Source organism: Streptomyces sp. bgisy130 (assembly GCF_057708345.1).
In genome coordinates this window covers 102,613-128,106 of sequence record NZ_JBYISA010000012.1, presented here as the reverse complement: position 1 = coordinate 128,106, position 25,494 = coordinate 102,613, and the positions used below count along the sequence as shown (strand labels likewise).

Genomic DNA, 25,494 nt, shown 5'->3' with positions numbered 1-25,494 from the left:
GTCGTCCCCTAATCCCTGGCGGGCGTACGGGACCGCCTTCAGCTCAGTCCCGCGCTCCGCGCCCGCTCCACGACCGGGCCGATGGCCTCCGCCAGTGCCGCCACGTCCTCCGCGGTGGAGGTGTGCCCCAGGGAGAACCGCAGGGTGCCGCGGGCGAGGTCCGGGGACATGCCGGTGGCCAGCAGGACATGGCTGGGCTGGGCGACGCCGGCGGTGCAGGCGGAGCCCGTGGAGCAGGCGATGCCCTGGGCGTCCAGGAGGAGCAGGAGGGAATCGCCCTCGCAGCCGGGGAAGGAGAAGTGCGCATTGGCGGGGAGGCGGCCGGCGGGGTCCGGGTCGCCGCCGAGGACGGCGTCCGGCGCGGCGGCCCGCACGGCCTTGACCAGGTCGTCGCGGAGCGCGCCGATGTCGCGGGCGAAGTCCGCACGGTGAGCGACGGCGTACCGGCCGGCGGCGGCGAAGGCGGCGATGGCCGGGGTGTCGAGGGTGCCGGAGCGGACGTGCCGTTCCTGTCCGCCGCCGTGCAGCACCGGCACCGGGGCGTACTCACGGCCCAGCAGCAGCGCGCCGATGCCGTACGGTCCGCCGATCTTGTGGCCGGAGACCGTCATCGCGGCGAGCCCGGAGGCGGCGAAGTCGACCTCCAGCTGGCCGACGGCCTGCACCGCGTCGGCGTGCAGCGGAATGTCGAACTCCGCGGCGACCTCGGCCAGTTCGCGCACCGGCTGGATGGTGCCGATCTCGTTGTTGGCCCACATGACGGTGGCGAGCGCGACATCGGCGGGGTTGCGGGCGATGGCCGTACGCAGCGCCTCGGCGTGCACCCGGCCGTAGCTGTCGACCGGCAGCCACTCGACGCGGGCGCCCTCCTGCTCGGCGAGCCACTCCACGGCGTCGAGCACCGCATGGTGCTCCACGGGGCTGGCGAGGAGGCGGGTACGGGCCGGGTCGGCGGCGCGGCGGGCCCAGTACAGGCCCTTGACCGCGAGGTTGTCGGCCTCGGTGCCGCCCGCGGTGAAGACGATCTCGCTCGGGCGGGCGCCTAGGGAGACGGCGAGGGACTCGCGCGCCTCCTCGACGGTACGCCGGGCCCGCCGGCCGGCAGCGTGCAGTGAGGACGCGTTGCCGGTGACGGTCAGCTGGGCGGTCATCGCCTGCACCGCCTCCGGGAGCATCGGGGTGGTGGCGGCGTGGTCGAGGTAAACCATGGTGCGCACGATTCTACGAGCCGGCGCGGCGGGCTCCGGGGGCGCATGCGCAGCGCGCGGGAGCGCCGTACGCCGGAATGCCAGGGGGCGGGCCACCGACCGCCCCGCTCGGGTAGCCCATGGGCCGGCCCGCCCGCGCCCTCGACACCCCGGTAAGGAGTCACTAGCCTGACGGTCATGACACCGTGGCATCTGGACCGGACGTTCCGCGCTGCGTCGGGCGACGAGGTGCGCTGGGCCGCACTCGGGGACCCGCAGCCGGACGCCCCGGCGGTGGTCCTGCTCCACGGCACGCCCTTCTCCTCCTACGTCTGGCGCGGGGTGGCACGGGCCCTGGCCGCCCGCCACCGGGTGTTCGTCTGGGACATGCCGGGCTACGGCGCCTCGGAGCAGCGGACCGGCCAGGACGTCTCACTCGCCGCCCAGGCCCGCGTCTTCGCCGAGCTGCTCGCCCACTGGGACCTGGCCACGGAGGCGACCCGGCCGGCCGTGGTCGCGCACGACTTCGGCGGCTGCGTAGCCCTGCGCGCGCATCTCCTGCACGGTGCCCCCTACGCGCGGCTGGCCCTCGTCGACCCGGTGGCGCTCGCCCCCTGGGGCTCGCGCACGTACCGGCTGCTGGGCGCCCACCCCGACGTGTTCGCCCAGCTGCCGCCGGACCTCCACCGCGCGCTGGTACGGGAGTACGTCTCCTCCGCGAGCCACCCCGGCCTCCACCCGGCCGTCCTCGACCGGCTGGTCGAGCCCTGGTGCACGGACGCGGGCCGCCCGGCCTTCTACCGCCAGATCGCCCAGAACGACCAGCGCTTCACGGACGACATCCAGGACCGCTACGGCGAACTCACCCTCCCGACCCTGATCTGCTGGGGCACCCAGGACACCTGGATCCCGCCCGCCAAGGGCCACGACCTGGCCTCCCGTATCCCCGGCGCCCGCCTCCGCCTGATCGAAGGCGCGGGCCATCTGGTGCAGGAGGACGCGCCGGCGGAACTCACGGCGGTGTTGGGGGAGTTCCTGGCGGTGTGAGGGTGTCTCAGGACGCGCTGCTCCCGGCGGGCCCGCCGTACCGCGCAGCCCTCGGCCCGATGAACCGCTTGACCTCGTCGTCGTCCGCCCCGGGGCGGCGTTCCCGGGAGCCGCGGGCGCGCGGTCCCTCTCACGCCAGACGGTTGCGGATTGCCGCGTATGCACTCCCGCTCAACCACCCCACCTAGACGTCGACTTGAGCCTTCTGACGGCCCTCCTGCCTACGGAGCCATCCGCCGTCCCAGCTCGCGCACCACTGCCGCCGCCTCCGCTACGGCGGCCGACGGGGTCGGCAGGGTCTCGGGGGCGGTCAGGGAATCCAGGGTGGTGCGGAGGCGGCGGAGGGTGGCGCGTGGGGGGCGGGGGGTGTGGGTGAAGTCGGTGAGGGTGGTGGTGAGTTCGGACTCGAGGGTGTCGAGGGTGTCGAGGGATTCGAGGGTGTGGTGGGGGGTGGGCGGGGCGGAGTTCTCGCCGGGGGTGGGCGGGGCGGAGTTCTCGTCGGGGGGCTGGAGGCGTAGTTGGTCGGTGAGGGTGCGGAGGGCGGCGGTCAGGTCGCGCAGGGTGGTGCCGGTGCGTGCGAGGTCGGCGGTGAGGGAGGGGCCGGGGCGGCGGGGGCCGGCGGTGGGGGCGTCCTCCTTGTCGCGTAGCAGTGCGTGGAGCATGCCTGTCTCCGGGGTGCCGAACGCCTCGTGGACGGTGAGGGCTTCGCGCCAGTGTGCCTGGGCGCTCTGCTTGCGGCCCAGGGCGGTCTCGGCGTGGCCCAGGGCGGTCAGGGCGTCGGCCCGCCACCGTTCGCCGCCCGGCACCAGCAGCCGTTTCGCCGCGTCCTCGGCAGCGGTCACCGCTTCGCCGGGGCGGATCAGGGCGACCATCGCCTCGGCCGTCCGGCAGCGGGTCCGCCCCGCCCACAGATGCTGGCGGTCCTGCTCGAAGAGGGGCAGGGCCTGGAAGAGTTCGCGGAGTGCGTCGGCGTGCCGGCCGGCCGCCGACAGCGCTTCGGAGAGGGCGTAGCGGCCGTGTGCGAGGCGTGCGGAGCCGTCGGCGAGCCGGCGGTGGACGCCCAGGCTCCGTTCGGCGAACAGTACGGCTTCGTCGCTGTTGCCGGTCGCGGCCCAGAGCCGGGCCAGCGCGGCGAGCGCATCGGCCTCGCCCAGCTGGTCGTTGCGGCGGCGGCCCTCTTCCCAGGCCGCGGTGAGCTGCCGCTCCGCGGTGTCGTGCTGCCCCTGGTGGAGGGCGATGAGGCCGCGCGTATAGGGGGCGCGGAACCGCGTGAGGGAGTCGCCGGAGCGGTTGGCCAGTTGCTCCGCGCGCCGCGCCTCGGGCTCGGCCTCGGCGCACTTGCCCAGCGCGAGGTACGCCTCGGCGAGCGCCAGCCGGGCCCGGCCTTCCGCCCGTGCGTCGCCGTCCCGGGCCGCCCGCGCCGCCACCGTCCGGGCGGCCGGCTCGTACGCGGCGGAGAGCGCGCCGGAGTCCGCCGTCACCTGGGCGAGCAGCAGGAGATCAGCGGCCTGGCGGACGATCCCCGGGGTGCGGAGCGCGGCACGGCGGACGGTGGCGAGCAGTCGAGGGGTCTCCTCGGCCCAGGTGGCCAGGGCCCGGTCCCGGTCCCGGCCGTGGTCCTTCGTGGTGGGGCGGGAGCCGCCGGAGGGGACGCGGGCGAGGTCGTGGAGCATCCGGTCGCCCGGGCAGCGGAGGGCGTGCACCTGCCGGCCCATGGCCAGATACCAGGTCAGCAGCCGGACCAGGGCCTCGTCACGGGCCGCCGCCGGCAGCTCCTGATCGGCGGACCGGCAGGCGAGGCGCCGCAGTTGGCCCGTATAGCGATAGCGGTCGGCGCCCGCCTTGTGGAGCGCGCCGACCGAACGCAGCTCGTTGAGGAGGGAGTTGGTCTGCTGTGGCGTGGTAGCGAGGAGGGCGGCTGCGGCGCCGGAGGAGAGGTCGGCGGACGAGGCCCCGGCGGTGTCCGTCACGGCGAGGAGGCGGAAGGCCCGCCGGGCCGCCGGGGAGAGCTGTGCGTCGAGCCACCGGAGCGCCGCGGGGCCGGGGTCGGTGAACAGGTCCTGCGCCTCGGCGGGGGCCAGCGGGGCCAGTTCGAGGGCTTCGGCGGGCGGGGTGAGCGAGGTGAGCTGGGCGAGCTGGGTGAGCGGCGGGGATCCACGGCCGGTGATCAGGACGGCGCTGCCGCCCCGGCCTTCCGGTGCGCCCGTGGGGCCGGGGAGGAGGGGGGCCAGGGCTGCTGCCGTGTCGGCCCCCTCTGTCCCGTCGGCGTCGGGTGCATCGTCCAGCACGATGAGCACGCGGCGTTCAGCCAGCAGCGACCGGTAGCGGGCCGCCCGCCCGTCGCGCCACAGGGGAATGCGGTCGTCCGGCACGCCCAGTGCGCGCAGCAGTGCTTCGAGGGCGCCGGTCGGCGTGACCCGCTCCTCTGCCGCCTTGGCCCTGCCGCGCAGATCCAGGAACAGCTGTCCGTCGGGGAAGTGGTCCGCGACCTCGTGGGCGACGCGCAGCGCGAGTGCCGTCTTGCCCGCCCCGGCCGGTCCGTGGAGGAAGCGGCAGGGCGGGGCGTCGCTTGTGCCCCCCGTCAGTCCTGCGGCCAGCCGGGAGATCTGCTCGCTGCGGCCGGCGAACGGCTCCGGCGCGGGCGGCAGGGCCACCGCGTCGGCCCGTGGACCGGCCGGATCGGGCGCGGGCTCCTCGGCGAGGGGGCGGTAGTGCCCGTCCATGAGGTCGCTGCGCCAGTGCTCCAGACGGGCCCGCTGGGCGGCGGCGAACGGCCCCGGCAGGCCCGCGAGTGATGCGCCGTCCCACAACGCCAGTGCCTCATCGCACAGTTGGCGGGCCGCGGCCGGATCCGCGGCGCGGCGGGCCCGGTCGATCAGTTGCTCGGCACGGTCGAGATCGAGGTCGAGGACGGGTGCGCTGCCGTCGGGGCGGCGCAGGGCATAGCTCCCGTCCCGCTCCCTGACCAGGAGGTCCGCACCGGGATCCACACCGGGGTCCGCGCCCGCACCCGCCCCGATGTCTGCGCCGAGGGCCGCGTTCAGCCGGGTGGCGCAGGCGTACAGCGACGAGAGGGCGTTACCCGGCGGCCGGGCGCCCCAGAGGTCGGGGATCAGCTCGGCCGCGGCGGCGGCGTGCCCCGGGCGCAGCAACAGGGCGGCCAGCAGCGCCTGTTCCTCCGGACCGCCCAGCGCGAGCGGCGTCGGCCCGCGCCAGGCGCGGACAGGACCGAGGACACCGAAGCGCGGTGGCAGTGGCGGCGGGGGCGCGGGGCGGCGCTGGGCCGGGACCGGGTGGTCGGTCAGCTCGGGCACCACACCCCCCATCCGCTCCAGCACCGGACTGGCCAGCACCGCGAAGGCCCGCGCCGACGCCTGTAGCCGCAGCTCCCCCTCCTCGTCCCCCATCAGGACCGGGAAGTCCGGCAGCCGCCCCATGTACGGCTCCAGCGAGCGTCCTACCGCCTCGACGACCTCCACGGCCTGTTCGGCGCCGAGCCCGCTGAACAGCAGCTCCCGTACGCCGGGGCGGAAGTCGTAGACGGGCTGGTCGAGTTGGCCCGGGGGCGGGGCACCCAGGGCGCAGTCCAGGGTGTGGGCGGCGGCCGCGTCCCGCGCCTGGTCGGTGCGCTCCAGGAGGCCGCCGAGCAGGATCTCGGCCACATGGGTGGGACCGGCGTCCCGCATCGTGGCGGCACGGACCAGCTGCATCAGGGGTGTGGTCAGGGGGCGGATGGCCGAGAGGCGGACGGCGAGACGGTATGCCTCGGGCGAGAACGCCCCTCTGAAGTGGGACAGCAACTCCTCGGCCGTGCCCTGGGGGACGGCGGGCCGGGCGGACGCCGGGGGCGCCTCGTCCAGCAGCACCGTTTCGATCAGATGCGGCACTCCGGGGCGGGTGAGCAGCCCGGCCCACTGTTCCAGCGCGGAGGCGGTCGGGTGCAATACGGGCAGCGCGAGGAGGCCGTCCGCCTCCGGATCGCGCTCGCCGCTCAGCGCATCGCAGACGACGAGCCGGCCGAGGGGGTCGAACTCGCCCGGTGCGGCCAGGAGCCGGGGGCGGGCATCCAGGGCGGTGCCCCGCCACAGCCGCCGGGGCAGGGGGTTCAGTACGGCCAGCGGGCCGCGGCGGCCCCATGCGGCGAGCGCGCGTACGGCCTGCGGGCTGCGCCATCCCGGGCTCGTCCCGTCGGTCAGCAGAAAGGTCACCGCCGCGCCCGCGGACCGCCGGCGCCCCGTGGGGCCGCTCGGATTCCGGGGGTCGACGGACAGGACATGGACGGAACGGAAGACCGTGCTCCGGGCGAGGAGCGCGCGCAGCTCGGCCGCGAGCGGGCCCCACACCTGCATGGACGGCGAGCAGTCCACCAGCAGCACGGCGGACCAGCACCGCTCCTGGTCCGGCCGGGAGACGACATCGAGGAACCCGGTCTCGGCGGCGAGCCGGACGGTGGCCTCGATATCCGTGACGGTGCGGTGCGGGTGGTCCCGGGACCGGCGCAACGGGCGCAGCGCCCGGCCCAGTTGCTGGGCATCGGGCAGCGCCCGCCCACCGGGGACCCGCGCGGGACGGGCCCGCTCCGCGCCCGTCCCGCCGCCCTGACTGCCCATGGCGTACAGCGCACGACGGGGCGGAAGGGCCGGAGTCAGGGGGTCGGCAGGGTCAAACTGATCGGCTTGATCGGTGAGGTCAGTGGGGTCAGCCGAGTCGCCAGGAGCAGCGGCTTCAGCGGCATCCACCCCCGCATCGGCTCCGTCAGACGCCTGGCCCGCGCCGGACTCCCCGGAGCCCTCGGCCGCATCGGACGCCCCCCACCCCCCGTCCCCGCGCCGCCCCCCGTCAGCCGGCCGACCGCGGGTCTCGTCGAACGCACCGGTCCCGTCAGCCCCCTCGCCCCCGACCCCGTCCGCACTCCCCGTCCCACCCACACGCTCCCCCGCATCCCCCGACTCCCCCGTATCCCCCGGCGCCCCGGCCGCCGCACACCCCTCCATCGCCCGTGACAGCCACAGCACATCGAGGAGTTCGGTGGCCCCGAGGTCGTAGCCGGCGGCCGACATCGCCTGTCGCAGTCGGTCGATCATGGCGACATGGACTCGTCGAGGCGGTGCAGCACGGCGGCGAGGAGCTCTTCCTTGGTGAGGTCGGCGCCGCTGATGCGCAGATGGACGGCGGCCAGCAGCTGGTCGGTGGCCAGGGTCTGGGTCTTGGCGCGCTGGTGGAAGACCTCGATGAGGTCCTCCGCCGCGGCGACCGCCTGCTCCCCCAGGTTGTGTTCGATGATCTTCCGCAGCCGGTCGCCGGTCGGCTCCGGCAGGTCCAGCCGTACGCAGCGGCGCAGGAAGGCGGGCGGGAAGTCCCGTTCGCCGTTGCTGGTCATGATGACGATCGGGAAGTGGGTGCAGCGGACCACGCCGCGGTGGACCGCGACCCGCTCCCGGCTTCCGCTCAGCAGGACCTGGACCTCCTGTTGGTGCTCGGGCAGCCGGGCCAGCTCCGGGATCTCGAACTCGCCCTCCTCCAGCACGACCAGCAGGTCGTTGGGCAGGTCGATATCGGCCTTGTCGAGTTCGTCGACGAGCAGGACCCGGGGGCGGCCGGCCGCCAGTGCACTGCCGAGCGGGCCGAGGCGCAGATACTGGCCGATGTCGCCGGCCCCGGTGGCGCGCCGGACCCGGGGACGGCGCGCGGAGCCGTGCGGGGTCTCGCGCTCCCGGCGCAGCGAGGCCTCCCGGAGGCGGCCCACGGCGTCGTAGCGGTAGAGGGCGTCCTGGAGGGTGGAGCGGCTGTTGACCGACCAGCGCAGGACGTCACCGAGCCCGAGTTCCCCGGCGACGGCGCGGGCCAGCGAGCTCTTGCCGGCGCCGGGGCGGCCGGTGACCAGCAGCGGACGGTGCAGATGCAGGGCGGCGTTGACGACGGAGATCTCGTTGCGCTCCAGCAGATACGGCGCCCGGGGCGGCTCCCCGCGGCCGGCGGGCAGGTGGCGCCAGGGCGGTGGGGCAGGCAGCTGCGCGGGGCCGCGGAACACCCACCAGTCCTCCGGCGCCGCCCCCGGGTCGTCGTGTGGGCCTGCTGCGCTCTGTCCGGTCACGCACCTTCTCCTCGTTCATTGCTGCGTCCACGGTCCGGCACTCAGGGCTGCGTCAGCACCCAGGCGTCCGGGGCGAGTTGTGGGGGACGGTGGTCGGGCGCGTCGTAGAGCAGGGACAGCCGGCGGCCGTGGTGGGTGTCGCGCTCCGGCTCGGCCATCGCCCTGGCCCGTTCCAGGCGCACCGCTTCGGGGACCTCGGCGTGGTCGGTGCCGTCGACCAGGGCCAGCAGGTCCTGGGCGATGTGCTCGCCGTGTTCGGCGCGGTGCCACAGCACGGTGTGGACGCCGGCCTGGACGCACTGCCGCAACAGCGTTCCGTGGTGGTGCGGTTCGCAGCACACGATGACCGTGCCGGCGTCGCGGTGCACTTCCAGTTGTGCGCGGGCGACCTTGCGGTCGGTGTGCCGGTGGTCGAGGACCAGGCGTTTGGCGTGCGGCAGGGCGGCGGTGCGCTGTTTCCAGCCGGCGTAGCTCTCCCGGGAGCGCTCCGTGGTGCGCACCACCACCCGCCGGGTGATCCCGGGCGCGAACGGCCCGTCCTCGTCGCTGTCGGGCGACTCCCAGGAGTCGACGTCCAGACCGAGCCAGGCGGACGGCAGGAAGTACTCCACCAGGGCGGTCTCCGGGTCCTCCCGGACCTCGGTGCGCAGCACCCGGCGGATGTCGTCGACCACCTGCTCGCTGCCCGCCTCGGCATCGCGGACCAGCGCGAGCCGGTGCGGCTGGCGGTCGGCGAGGGTCCAGATCTGGTAGGTGAAGCGGCGTCCGGTCGCGGTGGGCAGCAGCTCCACCTGGACTCGGGGAGCAGAGGCCGCCGGGGTGCCGGTGGCCGGCCGGACGGGGGCCAGGGTGCGGACCGGGGCCGCGGCGGCCGTGACATCGGCGCGGAACTGGCAGACGGCCGCCTCGTCGACCCCGGAGCGGGCGGCGACGCGCTCGACCCAGGCGTCGAGGTCCTCGGCCGGGTACGCCCCGGCCGCGCGTTCGTCGACGCTGATCCGCACCACGCCCTGGAGCAGCGGCGGCACCGGCGCCCCGGTGGTGGAGCTGAAGCCCTCCAGGGCGTCCATCGCGTCGGCCAGGCCGGTGACGGCGGGCAGCTCCGGGGCGTGCGGCAGGACGCGTTCCAGGAGGGTGCGGGGGTCCGTACGGGTGCAGTGCGCCAACAGGCCGGAGAGGTCGCGGCGTTGGCGGGTGGTCAGGTATTCGGCGGGGCGGACCGTACGGGCGGCGCGGCGCAGGCGCTCCCAGTCCTCGCGGGCCCCGTAGAGGCCGGGCCGGACGTGCGGGTCATACGGGTCGGCGGCCGGCGGCTCGTGGTCCCGTACCAGGTCGAGGAGTTCGGGGATACCGCGGCGGACGCTCACCGCCAGGCCGACCAGCCGTTCCAGGTCGGCGGCCGGGCCCGCCGAGGGCCTGCCGAGCCGGGCGGCGAGCCGCTCCTCACAGGCGAGCACCGCCTCGCGGCCCTTCAGTACCCGCTCCAGCGCGGTGAGCAGCTGCTGCACCCCGCGCCGGGCGGTGGGCACCGCCGAGGGCGGCAGGGTGGGGAGTTCGGCCTCGATGGCGGGGACGCTGATGGCGTACATCGTCGTCGGCCGGGCCCCGGGGGCGGCCCCTTCCGGGGCCCGGTGCACGGCCGCGACCAGGCCCACCACGGCCTGCCGCTCGCGGTCCCACAGCGGCCCGCCGCTGAAGCCCTCGGTGACCTGCGCGCCGCCGAGCACGTCCAGCGCGATCCAGGGCGGCGCGGAGACCCGGGGCACGGCGCGCACCGTGGGCAGCGGATTGCCGCTGGCCCATAAGGCGATGGTCTCGTTGGCGTAGTTGTGCTGGAGGAACGGGGCCGGTTCGGCGCCCTCGGGTGCGGCGCCGGTCAGCTCCAGGACGGCGAGGTCGCCGTGGTACGGCACCCGGCCGGGCTCGACGGGCGCGCTCCCGGCCGCCGTGGCCCGCGGCGGCACCCACATGTCCCGTAAGACCCGGGCGGTCAGGTCGCGGCCGGCGGCGACATGGGGCAGCCGGAGGGTGACGGTGTCGCCGGGGCCGGGGGTCTGCTGGGCGAAACGGTCCCTGCCCAGCGCGCTGTTGACGACATGGGCGCAGGTCAGCACGAGCCGTTCGGCGACCAGCACCCCCGCGCCGAGGGCGTGGTCGCCATGGCGCACGGAGGCGAAGGACTGCTGGAGCGGGGTGTCCGGGCCTGCGCCTGCGATCACGGGGCCGTCCCGCCGGCTTCCCCCGCGCCCTGGGCGAGATTCCAGGTGGCCGAGACCTTGAAGCTCGCGTCTCCCTTGCCGGAGAACACCCCGAGGCTCAGATCGGAGCCGAGGGTGACACCGAACTCCACGGTGACCTCGTCGGGGCGGTGGCTGCCGGCGGCGATCGAGCGATGGATCTGGCCGAGGACCCCGCTGAGCGGCCGCAGGGCCTCTTCGAGGGCCTCCCCGCCGCGGGTCAGCGCCCGGGCCACCCGGCTGTCGGCGCTGACCGGCTGGGCGGAGCCGAACTCCTCGGGCAGCTCCAACTCGCCGTCGGTGCCGGGCTGCTGGCCTCGGCCGCCGCCGGACGGCGGTTGTGCGCCGGAGTGGTCGTGCGTGCCCGGACCGCCGGTGGCGGCCGGCTCCGCGGCCCGCAGCCACACGACGGTTGCCTCATCGATTCTGAGAGCCACATCCCCCATGCCGGTCAGTCTGACATGAGCCGCCGGGTCACCGCCCGTACTTTCCCGTCCTTTTTCCGCTTCCGCACCCGCAGCCACCTGCGAAAAGGGCACGGAAGCGACATCCCCGCCCTACCCCTGGAGCAGCGCCCGCGCCAACTGCCGGGACTGGGCGACGAGTCGGTCCTCGGAATCCCAGACCTCGGCGTCCTCCTCCAGGAAGCCGCCGGCGAGGTTGCGGGTGGTGATGGCGACCCGCAGCGGGCCGGGGGCCGGGCGCCGCCGGATGTGGGCGGTCAGTTCGACGGTGGGGACCCAGCCGGACAGGCCCATCTCGAAGGCGGTGGGCGGCAGCGCGTCGACGGTCAGCAGGAGGGAGAGCGGGTCGGGTTCGCGGCCGTCGGCCAGGCCGAACCAGGCGCGCATCTCGCCCCTGCCGGAGGGGGCGCCGACGGCCCAGCCCGCGGTCGCCGGGTCCAGGCGGAGGGCGAGCCGCTCGGCGATGGCGGTGCTGCCGGGGATCGCGGGGCGGCCGTCGGGGGCGCTGTCCGTGCCCAGGCAGTGCTCGTACGGCGGGATGGCCGGGGGTTTGGCGGTGGTGCGGACGTCGTCGGGCAGGGCGCCGAGGTCGCCGTACGCGGCGAGCACCCGCAGCCGCTCGATCTCGCTGCCGTCCTCCGCGAACTGGACGAGGGTGGCGGTGCCGGTCGACATCGTGCGGCCGGTGCGGACCACTTCGGTGCGGATCACCGCGGGGCCCGGGACCGAGGCCGTGAGGTAGTGCGCGGTGACCGACATCGGGTCGGGGTGCGGGAGGGCGTCGCCCAGGGCGCGGCCCATGAGGGCGAGGAGGTAGCCGCCGTTGACCGCCTGGATGATCGTCCAGCCGGCGGAGAGGTGGGCGTCATAGACGCCGGGTGCGCGGCGGGTGACCGCCGTATCGCGGTCGAACTCGCTGGTGCAGTGGGTCGCCAGAGCCATGGGTTGCACGCTACACCGGATAGTTACCGACCGGTAGTGTCAGTTTTTACCGCCTCGGGCGGAACCGCTCCTTCCGCGCCTGCCATGATGTGCGCCATGCTTCACGTCCTCTACCTGGTCGGTGTCGCGGCCTTCGCGGCGAGCGGGGTGCTGGCCGCCTATCGCGCCAACATGGACCCCTTCGGCGGGCTGGTGCTCGCCTTCGCCGCGTCCATCTCCGGCGGCACGCTGCGCGATCTCATCCTCGACCGGCGCCCGCTGTACTGGACGCACGACTGGGTACTGCTGACCGTGATCATCTGTGTCGGCGTCGGCACCATGATCTATCTGCGGTTCTGGCAGCTGCCGCACAAGTCGCTGCTGGTGGTCGACGCGGTCGGGCTGTCCGTCGTCACGGTGATCGGCGCCCGCGCCGCGATCGACGCGGGCGCCACCCCGCTCGCCGTGATCATCCTGGCGGTGCTGACCGGCGTCGCCGGTGAGGTCATCCGCGATGTGCTGTGCGGGGAGTTCCCGCCGCTGCTGCTGCGGGAGGACGTCTACGCGATCGCCGCGCTGGCCGGCGGCGGCTGCTATCTGCTGCTGTACCACCTCGGCACCGGCGCCACCTCCGCCGCGGTGGTCTCGGCGGGGCTGGTCTTCGCCCTGCGGATGGGGGCCGTCTACCTCGGGCTGCATCTGCCGCGGCCGGAGCAGCTGCGCCCCCGGGGCGGCCGGCCGGACGCCGGCTGACCCGGGGGCGCAGGGCCTAGTTCGGCAGCGCCGGCTTGCTGTCCGTGTTCAGCCAGGTGTCGAAGAGGTCGTCCAGCTGCTGCCCGGAGATCTTCTCGGCGAGCGCGATGAACTGGGAGGTCTCCGCGTTGCCGTAGCGGTGGCGGGCGGTCCAGGCCGGCAGCAGCTCGAAGAACGCCTGGTCGCCGATCCGCTCCCGCAGCACCTGGAGCGTCATCGCGCCCCGGGCGTAGACCGCGCCGGCGAACATGGTGTCCCGCTGCGGATCGGCGACCTTCACCTTCCAGAAGGCGCTGTCGGCCGGGATGTCGGCGTACTGCGCACGGAGCGTGTCATGGGCGCTGCGGGTGCCGCGGTGCTCGCTCCACAGCCACTGCGCATACGTGGCGAAGCCCTCGTTGAGCCAGATGTTCTGCCACCGCTTCACGGAGACCGAGTCGCCGAACCACTGGTGCGCCAGCTCATGGACGATGGTCGACTCGCTGCGCACCGCCGAGTAGACCGGCTTGGACTGCACCTCCAGCGAGAAGCCGGCCTGCGGCATGTCGTCGACGATCGCGCCGGTCTCCTCGAAGGGGTACGGCCCGAAGACCTTCGACCAGTAGTCGGTGGCCCCCGCGGTGATGCCGTAGACGTCGACCTTGCCGGTGGGAAGGGTGGGGTCGGTGGCGACGTAGATGGGCGTGCCGCCGGGCGTGGTGCCCGTACGGACATCGAACTTCCCGATGGTGGCGGTGGCGAGGTAGGTGGCCATCGGACGGCTCTCGCGCCAGTGGGCGTACGAGCGGCCGTGCGCCTCCCGGGTGCCGACCAGCCGCCCGTTGGAGACGCCGGTCAGCCCCTTGGGGGCGTCGATACGGATGTCGTAGGTGGCCTTGTCGCCCGGGTGGTCGCTGGAGGGGAACCATGTCGAGGCGGCGTTCGGCTCGCAGGCGACGAAGACCCCGTCCTTGGTCTTCATCCAGCCGTAGTCGGAGCCGAAGACGATCGGGCCGCTCAGCGGCTTGGGGACACCGTGGTAGGCGACGGTGACGGTGAACTTCGCGCCGCGGCGCAGCGGGAAGTCGGGGCGGACGGTTATCTCGTCGCCGGATCTGCCGAAGTGCGCCCGGCGGCCGTTCACCCGGACGCTGTCGACCGTCAGCTTCTGGAGATCGAGGTCGAAGGCGGAGAGGTTCTTGGTGGCGCGGGCGGTGAGCTTCGTGCGGCCGTCGAGCCGGCCGCTGCCGGGCTGATAGCTGACCCCGAGGTCGTAATGCAGGGCGTCGAAGCCGCCGTTGCCCAGGCGGGGGAAGTACGGGTCACCGACGCCGGGGGCGCCGGGGGACGCGCCGGGAGCGGCGGCGATGGAGGCGGCCGAGGCCACGGCGGTGGCCAGGGCGAGCCAGCGGGAGGTGCGACGCGCAGAACGGGAGAGTGCCATGAGCCGTCCTTTCGGACACACGGGCGAAGGAAGAACAATCGCGCCGACTCTGCACCCTCCCGTGCCGCTTTGCCCGGGACTTTGCCAATTCCTCGGAGTTACTTACCGGTTGGCTCCTGGCCGGCCCCGCCGGACGTCCCGGCCGGCGCCGGGTCGGGCGCGTTCTCGGGGTGGTGGCAGGCCACCTGGTGCCCGGTCCGCAGCGCGACCAGCGGCGGCTCGGTGGTGGCGCACACCTCGGTCGCCTTCCAGCAGCGGGTACGGAACCGGCAGCCGGACGGCGGGTTGATCGGCGACGGCACATCGCCCTTCAGCAGGATCCGGTCGCGCTGGGTGCGCCGCTTGGGATCGGGCACCGGGACGGCGGACAGCAGCGCCTTGGTGTACGGGTGCATCGGCGCCTCGTAGAGCGCCTTGCGGTCGGCCAGTTCCACGATCTTGCCGAGGTACATCACCGCGATCCGGTCCGACACATGCCGGATGACCGAGAGGTCGTGGGCGATGATGACGTACGTCAGGCCCAGCTCCTCCTGGAGGTCGTCCATGAGGTTGACGACCTGGGCCTGGATCGACACGTCCAGCGCGGAGACCGGCTCGTCGGCGACCACCAGCTTGGGCTTGAGCGCCAGCGCCCGGGCGATCCCGATGCGCTGCCGCTGACCGCCGGAGAACTCGTGCGGATAGCGGTTGTAGTGCTCCGGGCTCAGGCCCACCAGCTCCAGCAGCCGCTGCACCTCCTTCTTCACCCCGCCCTCGGGCTCGACACCCTGGAGGCGGAAGGGGGTGGAGACGATCCCGCCGATGGTGTGCCGCGGGTTCAGCGAACCGTACGGGTCCTGGAAGATCATCTGCACGTCCCGGCGCATCGGCCGCAGCCGGCCCTGGGACAGATGCGTGATGTCCTGGCCCTGGAACTCGATGGAGCCGCCGGTCGGTTCGTCGAGCCGGGTGATCAGCCGGCCCATCGTCGACTTGCCGCAGCCGGACTCGCCGACCACGCCGAGGGTCTCCCCGGGCCGTACATCGAAGTCGATGCCGTCGACCGCCTGCACCGCGCCGACCTGCCGCTTGAGCAGGCCCTTGGTGATCGGGAAGTGCCGGACCAGACCGCGGACCTTCAGCAGCGGCGCGGCGTCGGCGGGAGCCTCCGTGGAGGTCCCCTTCTGGAGCGGGATCTTCTTGTTCTGGTAGTCAGTCGTCTCGGTCACAGCTTCGGCGCAATCTCTTCGGTCCAGATACGCTCCCGCTCCTCCTGCGACATATGGCAGGCGGAGGAGTGCCCGCCCCCGTCGGCTACGCCCCCATTGGCGGGGGTGCCCCCACTGCCGGCCTCGCGCAGCTCGGGGCGGACCGTACGGGTGAGGTTGTCCTTCGGCACGTCCGCATACGGGCAGCGGGGGTTGAAGGCACAGCCGGACGGGACGTTGATCAGGCTGGGCGGGGAGCCCTTGACCGGGATCAGCCGGTCGGTCTGCGCACGGTCGATGCGCGGCATGGAACCGAGCAGGCCCCAGGTGTAGGGGTGCTGGGGCTCGTAGAAGACCTTCTCGGCCGGGCCGCGCTCGACGCACCGTCCGCCGTACATCACCAGCAGATCGTCGGCGAGCTCGGCGACCACGCCGAGGTCGTGGGTGATGATGATGACCGCCGAGCCGAACTCCTTCTGGAGATCGCGGATCAGGTCCAGGATCTGCGCCTGGACGGTGACGTCCAGGGCGGTGGTCGGCTCGTCCGCGATCAGCAGCTCGGGGTTGTTCACCAGCGCCATCGCGATCATGGCGCGCTGGCGCATCCCGCCGGAGAACTGGTGCGGATGGTCGTCGACCCGCTTGTCGGGCTGCGGGATGCCGACCCGGTCGAGCATCTCGATCGCCCGCTTGCGCGCGGTCTTCTTGTCCACGTCGTGGTGGACCCGGTAAGCCTCCATGATCTGGTTGCCGACCGAGTAGAAGGGGTGCAGCGCGGACAGCGGATCCTGGAAGATCATCGCCATCTCGCGGCCGCGCAGCCGGCGCACCTCGTCCGGATCGGCGGAGACCAGCTCCTTGCCGTCCAGCCAGATCTCGCCGGACATCGCCACCTTGCTGCGCTGCTGGCGCGAGGCACGGTGCAGGCCCATCACGGCGAGCGAGGTGACGGACTTGCCGGAGCCGGACTCGCCGACGATGCCGAGCGTCTTGCCCTTCTCCAGGCTGAAGTTCAGGCCGTCGACGGACTTCACCAGCCCGTCGTCGGTGCGGAAGTGCACCCTGAGGTCCCGCACCTGGAGGAACGGCGACGGCGCCTGCTCGGTGGTGGTGGCCGCGGCGGACCCGGCCGCCGCGGTCTCGGTCTTGTCCTCGGAGGAGTCGGTCACGAGAGCCTCACCCGCGGGTCGACGGCGGCGTACAGAACGTCCACCACCAGATTGCACATGACGATGAAGAACGCGGCGAGCAAGGTGACGCCGAGAATGTTCGGCAGGTCGTTGGCGTTGATCGCCTCGACGGCGAAGGCGCCGACGCCCTTGAGCGAGAAGACCTGCTCGGTGATCAGCGCACCGCCGAGCAGCAGGCCCAGGTCCATGCCGAAGACCGTGATGATCGGGGTGAGCGCGGCCCGCAGACCGTGCCGGACGACCACCTTGCGCTCCCGCAGGCCCTTGGCGCGGGCCGTTCGGATGTAGTCCTCGCTCAGCGTCTCCAGCATGCCGGCCCGGGTGAGCCGGGCGTAGAGCGCGGAGTAGAGGAAGGCCAGGGTGACCCAGGGCAGGACCAGGGTCCGGGCCCACAGGAACGGATCCTCCAGCAGCGGTACGTAGTCGCTGCGTTTGAAGATCGGCCACTGGTAGGTGAACAGGGCCAGTGCCAGCGCGCCGGTGAAGAACATCGGGAGGGAGACGCCGGCCAGCGCCACGCCCATCGCCATCCGGTCGAAGAGCGAGCCGGGGCGCAGCGCGGAGAGCACACCGGTGGCGACACCGGAGACGACCCACAGCACGGCGGCGCCGCCGGCCAGCGAGAGGGTCACCGGAAGCCGGGACTGGATCTCCGGCCAGACCTCGATATGCGTTTTGAAGGAGTAACCGAAGCACGGCACATGGCACTTGGCCGCTTCCGGACCGAATTTGTAGTCGACGCCGACGAAAATGCCCTTGAGGAAGTCCCAGTACTGCTCGTACACGGGCTTGTCCAGGCCGAGATTCTTCTTCACCGCGGCGATGTCCGCGGGCGTGGGGGCCTTTCCGATGTACTGCTGGGCAAGCTGGTCGGTGCTCTGCCCGGCCAGCTTCGGCAGCAGGAAGAAGATGCCGAAGGTGACCGCGCTGACGATCAGCAGCAGCACCACTGCGCTGATCAACCTGCGGATGATGTACGAGAACACGGGGATGCGGCCTCGGCGCCGCGGGCCGGCCGAAGCCGGCCCGCGGACACCAATGCCTTCACCTGCCTTCCAGGGCTGCTACTTCTTGACGCCGATGTTGAGGTAGTCGTACTGACCGCTGAAGGCCGAGGTGGACACCAGGTTGGTGGCCTTGGGCGAGCGGTACATCAGGACCTTGAAGTAGGTGAGCGGAACGATCGCCGCCTGCTCCATCGTCTTCTTGTCGATCTCGGCGTACGCCTTCTCGCGGGCCGCCTTGTCGGTGTTGGCGATGGCGCTGTCGAGCAGCTTGTTGATCTCCGGGTCGTCCAGCTCCGACAGGTTGGTGTTACCGGACTGGCTGATCGCCTTGCCGTTGAGGATCTGCTGGAGGTAGCCGTAGCCGGTCGGGAAGTCCGAGCCCCACTGCATCATGATCAGGCCGACGTTGTTCTTCTTGTTGAACTTCGGCACACCGGCGTAGTCCGAGAAGTACTTGCTGGTCGGGTAGGACTGGATCTTGGCGGTGACGCCGATCTTCTTGAGCGAGTCGATGACCGTGGTGGCCGCGTCGACCTCGTCCTGGCGGTCGTTGCGGGCCAGGATCGTGGTCGTGGTCTTGCCGGCGCCGCACTTGTCCCAGTGCTTCTTGGCCTCGGTCAGATCCAGCTTGTCGCCGTCGTACTTCTGCGGGTACAGGTCGTACTTCTGGTAGCCGTCGATGTCGGTCGGCAGGACCGTGGAGGCCAGCTCACCGCGTATCGGACCGCCGAGCGAGGTCTGTACGGCCTTCTTGTCGATGGCGTACTGGACGGCCTTGCGGCACTCGATGTTGTCGAACGGCTTCACCTTGGTGTTGAGCGCCGTGTAGACCAGCCGCTGACCGAGCGTGTTGTCGGTGTTGGCCTTCTCCTTGGGGTCGGTCAGGAGCTGGGCCTGCGTCTGCCCGTCGACACCACGGCCGGCCAGGTCCACCAGGGTGTTACCGGACTTGAGGTCCTTGTCGATCGTCGACTGGGCGACCTTCAGGTTCAGGACGATCTTGTCCGGCAGCTGCTTGCGCAGCGGGTCGGTCTTCGCGGACCACTGCGGGTTGCGGACCAGGGTGAGCTTCTTGCCCTCTTCGTAGCTCTCGAACTTGTACGAGCCGGTGGACAGCACGGACTTGGTGTAGTCGGCGCCCTTGTCCTTGGCCTGCGGGACCGGAGCGGTCTGCGGGGCGCTGACGAGGTAGTCGAACTCGGCGAACGGCTTCTTCAGGTGGAAGACGATCGTCTGCTCGTCCGGGGTCTCGATGGACTTCAGACCGGCCTTGCTCTTGTCCTTGTAGGGACCCTTGTAGCCGCCGTCGTTGTCCTTGAGGAACTGCTGGAAGTAGTTCGGGCCCAGCGAGAGGGTGTCGCGCGCGAAGTTGCTGCGCTCGACGGCGTACTTGACGTCCTGCGAGGTCACCTCGGAACCGTCGTCGTACTTGACGCCCTTGCGGATCTTGTACGTCCAGGTCTTGCCGCCGTCGCTGGGCTTGCCCATCGACTCGGCGAGGTCCGGGACCAGCTCGTTGCCCTTGGGGCCGGGGCCCGGCTTGAACGTGGTGAGCGGGCGCGCATAGAGCCGGCTGAAGTTGTAGATGAAGGCGTAGTACGTGTTGCCCGGGTCGAACGACTCGGGGGCGTCACTGATCGCGTAGCTGACCGTGCCGCCCTTCGCGTCCGAGGCGTTGACGACGCCCTTGGTGGCGGCGTTCGCCTCGCCGGAGCCTTCCGAGGAGCCCTTGCCCCCGCTACAGCCGGCCAGCAAAAGGCCCGCACTGGTGATGGCCGCGACAGCCGCGACCGGAACTGACCTTCGCATGGGTCGGTGTCCCCTTCGTTCGTCGAGAAACGTCGATACGTCGGTACGTCGGTACCTCGGTATGTCAGAGCTACAGAACTGCGAAAAACGCTGGTGAGACTTCTGAGCGGGTGCCAGGCACGGCCATCAGCGGCTGCGCGGATCCAGCGCGTCCCTCAGACCGTCACCGAGCAGGTTGAACGCCAGCACGGTGACGAAGATCGCGAGGCCGGGGACGATCATGTACTGAGGGTCGACCTCGTAGTACTTGACCGCCTGGTTGAGCATGCCGCCCCAGGACGCCTGGGGCGGCTGGATGCCGACGCCCAGGAAGCTCAGCGCGGCCTCGAAGAGGATGTTGGAGGGGATCAGCAGCGTCGAGTAGACGATGATCGGACCCACCAGGTTGGGCAGCAGCTCCCGGAAGAGGATGAACGGACCGCGTGCCCCCATGCCGCGGGCGGCGTCCACGAATTCCCGCTCGCGCAGCGACAGCGTCTGCGCGCGCACGATCCGCCCCATGTACGGCCAGTTGAAGAAGCCGATCACGAAGATCAGCACCGAGATGTGCAGCGGCAGGCCCTCCAGGCCGAAGGCGCCGCCCTGGAGCGAGGCGGAGATCGCGATGGCGAACAGCAGCAGCGGAAAGGCCAGGAAGACGTCCATCATCCGGCTGATGAAGGCGTCCACCCGCCCGCGGTAGAAGCCGGCGACCACACCGAGGACGGTGCCGATGGCGACCGACAGCAGGGTCGCGCCGAACGCCACGATCAGCGACACCCAGGAGCCCTCCAGGATCCGGGCGAGCAGATCGCGGCCGAACTTCGGGTCCACACCCAGGGGGTGGTCCCCGCTCATGCCGCCGAAGTCGCCCTTGGGGAGCGTGGTGTTGGGGTCGATCAGCGACTGGTTGGGATTGTTGGGGTCCAGCCCCAGCAGCGCCTGGATCGGGCGGGAGAGCGCGGCGACGGCGATGAGCAGGATGACAACGATGGCACCGGCCACCGCGACCTTGTCCCGCCGGAAGCGCAGCCAGGCGATCTGACCGAGCGAACGCCCCTCGATCCGCTTTCCTTCCACGCCTTTCAGCACCGCTTCCGGCTGCGCCTCAGCAGCTGCTCCGGTGGTCTCGATCGGTGCGGTCACGGTGCCTTTGACCCCTCTCGGCCGACGGTGGCCGGCCCATGCCCGCCGCGGTAGCGGCCTTGTTCACATCACTGGTGCAAGTCATGCAGGCATCGCGGAAGTTCGCGTTTTATGGAAATTCAAAAGGTGCGACGCCGTTCTCGGATGACGCTCGTACAAAGAGCTGATGGCCTTTGCTTGCCGGGAGTCTTCATCCGATTCGCGATCAGTCACCAGCCCTGAAGGGGAAAGGATGCGTAACTGTGATGTGATCCGCGGCATTCCGTTATACGGACAAAAGTTCGGGCTGAGCGGTGTGTATACCCGTGAGAAAGGGGTTCAACGGCGGGGCGCATGGGGCGAATTCACCCCAAGCCGGGCGCCGGGCGGCGGCGCCGGGCGTCAGTACGGACGCGGGTATCCGTAGCCGTAAGAGGGCGCGGGGGCCTGCGGCTGGACATAGCCGTCACGGTCGAAGAAGGGGCGCGTGGAGGCCCGCATCCACATGCCGACCGGGTCGTACTCGTCGTTCATCGCGACCGTCGAGACGGGCAGACCGTCCGGAACCGCGCCGATCGACTGCTGGATCATCAACCGCACCGAATCCACCGCTTGTTGACCGGTGTCGTACAGATCCAGACCGATCGCCAGATACGGGGCACCCAGCGCGGGCTGCACCCAGGCCCGGCGCAGCGACCGGACGGCGGGCGTCCGGTGGGCGTTCTGGGCGAGGAGCGCGTAGAACTGCGGGATGTCGATCACCGGCTCCGAGATCCGCAGCGGCCCGGCGGGCAGCCGGTCGAGACCGCCGGCGATACGGCGCAGATCCAGCCAGGGGATGCCGACGCCACCGCCGGGAGCATGCGGATTCAGCCACAGGCCCCAGCGGTCGGGGAAGAGCGCGGCGGCGATTTCGGTACCGGTGACCACCTCGTGGTCGCGATTCCAGCCGGAGGCGGCGAGTTCGGGCGCCGAGGTCACACACGGCGCATAGCCGAGGCCCTCGACCTCCATGTTTCCGTACTGCGCATCGGGCATACCGGCCCGGCCCTGCCAGAGCAGCATCCAGACCTGGCCCGCGGCGAGCGCGTGCAGCAGCGCCTCATAGGCGTCGTAACGGCCGGGCGAGACCTGCTGAAGCAGCTGCTCCAGCTGCCCGGCCGCCGCCGGCCCCTGATGCGCACCCGCGCTCACGTGGTCCGTCCCTTCTCTCAGCAGGGCACGTGGGGTGCGCCCGCCTGTCATCCAACCAGCTTAGGGCGTGCCCTACGGGTGGTCCCGGGAGTAGAAGGGGCGTACCCGCTCCAGCATCCAGTCGGCCACCGGGTCACCCTGGGCGAGGTCGAGCATGACGAGTTGTACGGGCCAGGGCAGCGGTACCGCGCCGAGCGCACGTCCGAGGGCTGACAGTACCGTCTCGCGGGCGGTGCCGTCGTGCAGCGCGGTGGCATCCGCCGCGACCTGAACACCGACGAACAGCGCGGGCGTGTCGCCCTCGACACTTGCCAGGGCACGCCGGGCACTCAGGACAATTCCGGCGCCGGAGAACTCCAGCCCGGCCGAGGCCAGGAAGTCCACCGGCTCGTCCTGCCAGTCCGGTTCGAAGAGCCGCACCCGGCCGCCGCTCGGCAGCCCGTCGAACTCCGGCTGCCCCAGGCGCCGCTCCCGGCACAGTTCGGCCACCGCGGGCGGCGGCAGCGGGACGCCGACCGTGCCGTCGGGGTTGACCGCGATGCCGATCTGCGGCGGCAGCCCGCGGGCGAACTCCCGGGCCGGGGCGACGGTGAAGGACATGTGCGGGCCGATCACCCGCAGGAATTCCTGCTCGGAGCTGTAGACCGGGACGTAGTGCGCACCGTCGAGCTCGACGGTGGGCAGATCGAGGCCCCGGGCGCCGGGGCCCGCGCTCTCCGGGCCGCCGCCTTCGGGCAGCGGCACCCACAGCCGGCTACGGCCGAGGACCTCGACGATCCGGCCGCCGGCGCCCGGGTGTCCGACGGACGCGGACAGCACCTCTTCGAGCTCGTTCGCCGGCCATGCCAGCTGCGGTATCCCCTGCTCCGGAAATGTCATTCGTCCCACCCGTTCCAAACCGCGCCATCTGGCCAAAGACCCTAGACGAGAAGGCGCGCGATGTGGTGTGCGGGGGCGTGCCCGGGTGCATCAGTGGAAGGCGAGGGTCTCCAGGGCGCTCGCCGCCCGCCGGTCGAGGAGGACGGCGGAGCCGAAGCCCTCCGGCAGCCGGTCCGACTCCGCGGCGCCGACCAGCCGCCCCACCGCCCCGCGGTGCCGGGCGAAGGCGTACCCCGACACCCCGCGGCCCCGTGACTCCTGGCCGGAGAGCGCCACCTCGGGCGCCACATCGAGCAGCACCAGATGCGCCCCGCGGCCGCCCCGCCGCGCCGCGCGCGCGATCCAGCGGCGCACCCACGCCAGCGTCCCGCAGTCGTGCACCACCACGCTGTCGCCGGAGCGCAGCGCACGGCCCAGGGCCAGATAGTGGGCGGCCCGGACCAGCGGGCGGTAGAGGCCGTACGGCAGCCGGCGCAGCCTGCCGTGCTCCCAGCGCTCACGGACGTCCTGCGAATCGATGCGGTGCACGACGGCGCCGTGCCCGTCCAGCGACGGCACGATCCGGTGCATCAGGGTGCTCTTGCCGCTGCCCGGCAGCCCGGAGACCACCACCAGGTCGCCGGCCGGGAACCGCAGCTCGGTGGCGCCGGGCGGGCGCCGCTCGCCCCGCAGGTCCACGACCGCGGTGCGGCGTCCGGGCCGTATGACGGCCCGCCGCGCACGGCCGGTCCGGGACATGGCGGCGGACGGCGCCGTCGGCGCGACGTCCGGGGGCACGACCCCTGAAGTCGCCCCGAATGCCGCTTCGCTGTGCACCGTGATCGCCCTCCCCGCCCGTTCTGGTCCGGTTCGCGTCCGTCCCCTACCCGCAGAGTGTCAAGAAAAGGTAATGCCCATCAAGGCGATTGTCCGATCTGCCCACGTGATGGGCGGGGCGGCGGAGGGGGCTCCTTTATCCGGCGATCCCGTGCAATGATGTGGCCGCCACGTGCACATCACAGCTCACCTGTGCACCGCCAACTGCATACCGGCCGCTTGAACCCGCGCGGGAGAGTCCCCGGCCGCCACGGCGGGGCGCCGAAGGAGCAAGTCCTCCCTTGAATCTCTCAGGCCCCTATACCGCACGGGCGAGGCAGATCTGAAAAGCGAGCCGCTGCCCGGCTGACGGGGCGGCTCCACCCAAGGTGCAAACCGGGTCCGTTCGCGGGATACCGGTGAACCTCTCAGGTTCCGATGACAGATGGGGAGAACGTCTTGTCACCCCTGCCTGGGAGCCCGGAACCATGACTGATGCCCCCCGCCATACCGCGCTGGATGCCACCCATCGCGCGCTCGGCGCGACCATGACCGACTTCGCCGGCTGGGACATGCCGCTGCGCTACGCCAGCGAGCGCGACGAGCATGTCGCCGTCCGTACCCGCGCCGGCCTCTTCGACCTCTCCCACATGGGTGAGATCACCGTCACCGGCCCGCGGGCCGCCGACCTGCTCGACTACGCGCTGGTCGGCAACATCGGCGGGGTCAAGACGGGCCGCGCCCGCTACACCATGATCTGTGAGGACAAGGGCGGCATCCTCGACGACCTGATCGTCTACCGCCTGGCCGACCAGGAGTACATGGTCGTCGCCAACGCCTCCAACGCCCAGGTGGTGCTGGACGCGCTGACCGCACGGGCGGGCGGCTTCGACGCCGCGATCCGCGACGACCGGGACGCCTACGCGCTGCTCGCGGTCCAGGGCCCGGAGTCCCCCGGCATCCTCAAGAAGCTGACGGACGCCGATCTGGACGGTCTGAAGTACTACGCCGGGCTGCCCGGCACGGTCGCCGGGGTGCAGGCGCTGATCGCCCGTACCGGCTACACCGGTGAGGACGGCTTCGAGCTGTTCGTCCGGCCGGCCGACGCGGTCGCCCTCTGGGAGGCGCTGACCGAGGCGGGCAAGGACGCCGGGCTGGTGCCCTGCGGGCTGTCCTGCCGGGACACCCTGCGCCTGGAGGCGGGCATGCCGCTGTACGGGCACGAGCTGACCACCGCGACCACGCCCTTCGACGCGGGCCTGGGCCGGGTCGTGAAGTTCGAGAAGACCACCAACAACGGGGACTTCGTGGGCCGCGCGGCGCTGGCCGAGGCCGCCGAGCGCGCCGAGGCCCGGCCGCCGCGCAAGCTGGTCGGGCTGATCGCCCAGGGCCGCCGGGTGCCGCGGGCCGGATACCCGGTCGTCACGGCCGACGGCACGGTCATCGGCGAGGTCACCTCCGGGGCCCCGTCCCCCACGCTCGGCAAGCCGATCGCCATCGCCTATGTCGACGCGGCCTACGCCACCGCGGGCACGGAGGGTGTCTGCGTGGACATCCGTGGAAGCCATGAGCCGTACGAGGTCACCGCGCTGCCGTTCTACAAGCGGCAGAAGTAACCGTTCACCGACGGCAGGCGGCGGCGCGCGCCCGCGCGTCTCACTGCGCAAGACGTTCCCCCGGACTTCGTCCGGGTGGGGGTCCCCCAGCGGCTATGGGAGTGCCCCCCTTCACGATCACACCCTCGCGTACAGGAGAATCGAGCCATGAGCAACCCCCAGCAGCTGCGCTACAGCAAGGAGCACGAGTGGCTGTCGGGCGCCGAGGACGGCGTCTCGACGGTCGGCATCACCGAGCACGCGGCCAACGCGCTCGGCGATGTCGTCTACGTACAGCTCCCTGAGGTCGGCTCCACGGTCGCGGCGGGCGAGACCTGCGGTGAGCTGGAGTCGACGAAGTCGGTCAGCGACCTCTACTCGCCCGTCGACGGTGAGATCGCCGAGATCAACGAGGATGTCGTCAACGACCCCTCGCTGGTGAACTCCGCCCCGTTCGAGGGTGGTTGGCTGTTCAAGGTGAAGATCAGCGGCGAGCCGGGCGACCTGCTCTCGGCCGACGAGTACGCCGCCTTCATCCAGAGCTGAGCCCCGGCTCTCCCCCGCTCCCGGGCCCGCCCGGACGGGAGCCCCGACCGCCACCGCCCGCG

Annotated in this window: 19 protein-coding genes and 2 riboswitches; of the genes, 4 read left to right on the top strand and 15 right to left on the bottom strand. The window is 72.1% G+C overall.

Annotation, left to right across the window (positions count from 1 at the left end):
• Positions 1-38: 38 nt before the first annotated feature.
• Positions 39-1,208: a cysteine desulfurase family protein gene (locus AC3EUV_RS18380; protein WP_432142007.1), complete on the bottom strand. Its 1,170-nt coding sequence runs from the start codon at positions 1,206-1,208 to the stop codon at positions 39-41.
• Positions 1,209-1,385: 177 nt separating this feature from the next.
• Between AC3EUV_RS18380 and AC3EUV_RS18375 the strand changes: the two genes are divergently transcribed.
• Complete coding sequence (locus tag AC3EUV_RS18375) at positions 1,386-2,234, top strand: alpha/beta fold hydrolase (RefSeq protein WP_432142006.1); 849 nt, start codon at positions 1,386-1,388, stop codon at positions 2,232-2,234.
• A 221-nt stretch (positions 2,235-2,455) separates the two neighbouring features.
• On the opposite strand, the gene AC3EUV_RS18370 is transcribed toward AC3EUV_RS18375, so the two are convergent.
• The 5 genes from AC3EUV_RS18370 to AC3EUV_RS18350 form a co-directional block, all read right to left on the bottom strand.
• The gene (locus AC3EUV_RS18370; RefSeq protein WP_435603399.1) at positions 2,456-7,228 is read right to left on the bottom strand and encodes an SAV_2336 N-terminal domain-related protein; all 4,773 of its coding nucleotides are present in this window, start codon (positions 7,226-7,228) and stop codon (positions 2,456-2,458) included.
• An 86-nt stretch (positions 7,229-7,314) separates the two neighbouring features.
• Positions 7,315-8,328 (bottom strand): AAA family ATPase, encoded by a 1,014-nt coding sequence (locus AC3EUV_RS18365; protein ID WP_432142004.1) that lies wholly within the window; start codon positions 8,326-8,328, stop codon positions 7,315-7,317.
• A 41-nt stretch (positions 8,329-8,369) separates the two neighbouring features.
• Positions 8,370-10,547, bottom strand: a complete 2,178-nt coding sequence (locus AC3EUV_RS18360) for a VMAP-C domain-containing protein (protein ID WP_435603362.1) — start codon at positions 10,545-10,547, stop codon at positions 8,370-8,372.
• Complete coding sequence (locus tag AC3EUV_RS18355; protein ID WP_432142002.1) at positions 10,544-11,011, bottom strand: CU044_2847 family protein; 468 nt, start codon at positions 11,009-11,011, stop codon at positions 10,544-10,546. The genes AC3EUV_RS18360 and AC3EUV_RS18355 overlap by 4 nt, the downstream gene beginning before the upstream one ends.
• A 111-nt stretch (positions 11,012-11,122) precedes the next feature.
• Positions 11,123-11,971 (bottom strand): thioesterase family protein, encoded by an 849-nt coding sequence (locus tag AC3EUV_RS18350; RefSeq protein WP_432142001.1) that lies wholly within the window; start codon positions 11,969-11,971, stop codon positions 11,123-11,125.
• Between the two features lie 96 nt (positions 11,972-12,067).
• Between AC3EUV_RS18350 and AC3EUV_RS18345 the strand changes: the two genes are divergently transcribed.
• Positions 12,068-12,703 (top strand): trimeric intracellular cation channel family protein, encoded by a 636-nt coding sequence (locus tag AC3EUV_RS18345; protein WP_435603361.1) that lies wholly within the window; start codon positions 12,068-12,070, stop codon positions 12,701-12,703.
• Positions 12,704-12,719: 16 nt separating this feature from the next.
• On the opposite strand, the gene AC3EUV_RS18340 is transcribed toward AC3EUV_RS18345, so the two are convergent.
• The 9 genes from AC3EUV_RS18340 to AC3EUV_RS18300 form a co-directional block, all read right to left on the bottom strand.
• Positions 12,720-14,126, bottom strand: coding sequence for a M1 family metallopeptidase (locus tag AC3EUV_RS18340; RefSeq protein ID WP_435603360.1), 1,407 nt, complete (start codon positions 14,124-14,126; stop codon positions 12,720-12,722).
• Between the two features lie 98 nt (positions 14,127-14,224).
• Entirely contained in the window at positions 14,225-15,301 is a 1,077-nt protein-coding gene (locus AC3EUV_RS18335; RefSeq protein WP_432142112.1) for an ABC transporter ATP-binding protein, read from the bottom strand.
• Positions 15,302-15,330: 29 nt separating this feature from the next.
• A complete protein-coding gene (locus tag AC3EUV_RS18330) occupies positions 15,331-16,482 on the bottom strand; it encodes an ABC transporter ATP-binding protein (RefSeq protein WP_432141998.1) in 1,152 nt (383 codons plus the stop codon).
• A complete protein-coding gene (locus AC3EUV_RS18325) occupies positions 16,479-17,489 on the bottom strand; it encodes an ABC transporter permease (protein WP_435603359.1) in 1,011 nt (336 codons plus the stop codon). Before AC3EUV_RS18325 ends, AC3EUV_RS18330 begins: the two co-directional genes overlap by 4 nt.
• Positions 17,490-17,567: 78 nt before the next feature.
• Positions 17,568-19,319, bottom strand: coding sequence for an ABC transporter substrate-binding protein (locus AC3EUV_RS18320; protein WP_432141996.1), 1,752 nt, complete (start codon positions 19,317-19,319; stop codon positions 17,568-17,570).
• A gap of 126 nt (positions 19,320-19,445) precedes the next feature.
• Positions 19,446-20,444 (bottom strand): ABC transporter permease, encoded by a 999-nt coding sequence (locus tag AC3EUV_RS18315; RefSeq protein ID WP_387237091.1) that lies wholly within the window; start codon positions 20,442-20,444, stop codon positions 19,446-19,448.
• Positions 20,445-20,825: 381 nt separating this feature from the next.
• Positions 20,826-21,617, bottom strand: coding sequence for an enhanced serine sensitivity protein SseB C-terminal domain-containing protein (locus AC3EUV_RS18310; RefSeq protein WP_432142111.1), 792 nt, complete (start codon positions 21,615-21,617; stop codon positions 20,826-20,828).
• Positions 21,618-21,689: 72 nt separating this feature from the next.
• Positions 21,690-22,496, bottom strand: coding sequence for an enhanced serine sensitivity protein SseB (locus tag AC3EUV_RS18305; protein ID WP_432141995.1), 807 nt, complete (start codon positions 22,494-22,496; stop codon positions 21,690-21,692).
• A 90-nt stretch (positions 22,497-22,586) separates the two neighbouring features.
• Positions 22,587-23,234 (bottom strand): AAA family ATPase, encoded by a 648-nt coding sequence (locus AC3EUV_RS18300; protein ID WP_432142110.1) that lies wholly within the window; start codon positions 23,232-23,234, stop codon positions 22,587-22,589.
• Between the two features lie 298 nt (positions 23,235-23,532).
• Positions 23,533-23,628: riboswitch (glycine riboswitch) on the top strand.
• Positions 23,629-23,746, top strand: a riboswitch (glycine riboswitch).
• Between the two features lie 33 nt (positions 23,747-23,779).
• On the opposite strand from AC3EUV_RS18300, the gene gcvT reads away from it, so the two are divergent.
• Together gcvT and gcvH are read left to right on the top strand one after the other, a co-directional pair.
• Positions 23,780-24,907 carry a glycine cleavage system aminomethyltransferase GcvT gene (gene gcvT / locus AC3EUV_RS18295; protein ID WP_435603358.1) on the top strand — a complete coding sequence of 376 codons (1,128 nt, stop codon included), beginning with the start codon at positions 23,780-23,782 and terminating at the stop codon, positions 24,905-24,907.
• A gap of 147 nt (positions 24,908-25,054) precedes the next feature.
• On the top strand, positions 25,055-25,432 hold the full coding sequence (gcvH, locus tag AC3EUV_RS18290; protein ID WP_042149008.1) for a glycine cleavage system protein GcvH: 378 nt from the start codon (positions 25,055-25,057) through the stop codon (positions 25,430-25,432).
• Positions 25,433-25,494: the final 62 nt, after the last annotated feature.